Genomic DNA, 1126 nt, shown 5'->3' with positions numbered 1-1126 from the left:
GCCTCGTGGATGATCTTCTCCAGCTTGGCGCCGGTCTGCGTCCTGGTGAATGCGGCGCCAACGCTCACCGTTACGATCGAGACGCCGTCGCGCCGCAGTTCGTGCGTCAGCGCCAGGTTCTCGACCGTGCTGCAAATGGCTTCCGCTATATCCAGTATCTGCTCTTTTTTCTCCATGCGAGCCAGGACGATGAACTCTTCACCGCCATAGCGGCCGATGGAGCCATTATACTGCTTGATCATGTCGCTAAGGGCATTGGCGACATGGATCAGGCAGCGGTCGCCTTCCTGATGGCCGTAGCAGTCGTTGAATTTCTTGAAGAAGTCCACGTCGATGAGGATCGCCCCGAAGCTGGTACCGACCTTTTGCCAATCGCTCCAGTAGTCCCGCAGCTTCTCGTCGATCGCGCGCCGGTTCTCCAGACCCGTCAGCGGATCGGTCCGCGACAACCTCAGCAGGGCCTTGCCGCGTTCGGTCGCCTCATTGTGCTGGATCTTGGCTTCCAGGGCATTCAGAAAGACGTTGTAGCGTTCCTCATTCAGTTTCCAGTTCACATACGAGGTGAACGTGAAACAGGATATATAGAAAGCCCCGAATACCATTTTGTATGTAAGGGTTGAAGGAACGAAGTAATTTACGATGTAAAGTATACACAATATTATTGCCGAGGTTACGATAGAAAGCTTGAAATTGAACGTAAAGAAAAGATTTGCGCTCATCATGAATATGGTCCCAAAGACCATGTAGTAAGAGACGCTTTCCTTGTCCGCGCCAAGAACCGCTGGGCACAACCAACCAACATAGCCGAAGATGATGGCTCCGGCGCAGGTCACGTCGAGCCATTCCGTTCCAATCCCCCGGCGAAGCTGTGCTTCGAGGATCAAAAGCGCGCTCAAGCCGACTGCGAAGCGCGCCGTGATCGTGTAGGCAGCAACATCCGGGATCAGCAGCAGATCCGTTGCCGAAAACAAGAGATAGATCGCAACCGCAATCCAGAGCCCTGGCCTGGCTTCTCCTCTTCGCGTCGCCTGCGCTTCGGTGCGGTAAAGGGTGCGGAGCTCGTCGGCGCTCAGTTCATAGCGCGGCTCGTACGGCTCCGCATCAACCGTATCGACCAATACGGAGG

The 1126-nt window shown here is 55.3% G+C and carries 1 protein-coding gene; it reads right to left on the bottom strand.

The features are described 5' to 3' along the window. A partial coding sequence (locus tag EN893_RS35055; RefSeq protein WP_164901436.1) for a GGDEF domain-containing protein occupies positions 1-1118 on the bottom strand: 1118 nt, incomplete at its 3' end. Between the last annotated feature and the right edge of the window lie 8 nt (positions 1119-1126).

It is taken from the genome of Mesorhizobium sp. M7A.F.Ca.CA.004.04.2.1 (genome assembly GCF_004022825.1).
In the GTDB taxonomy this organism is placed as follows: domain Bacteria; phylum Pseudomonadota; class Alphaproteobacteria; order Rhizobiales; family Rhizobiaceae; genus Mesorhizobium.
The sequence above is the reverse complement of the archived record's forward strand: the minus strand, read 5'-3'. Positions and strand labels throughout refer to the sequence as shown.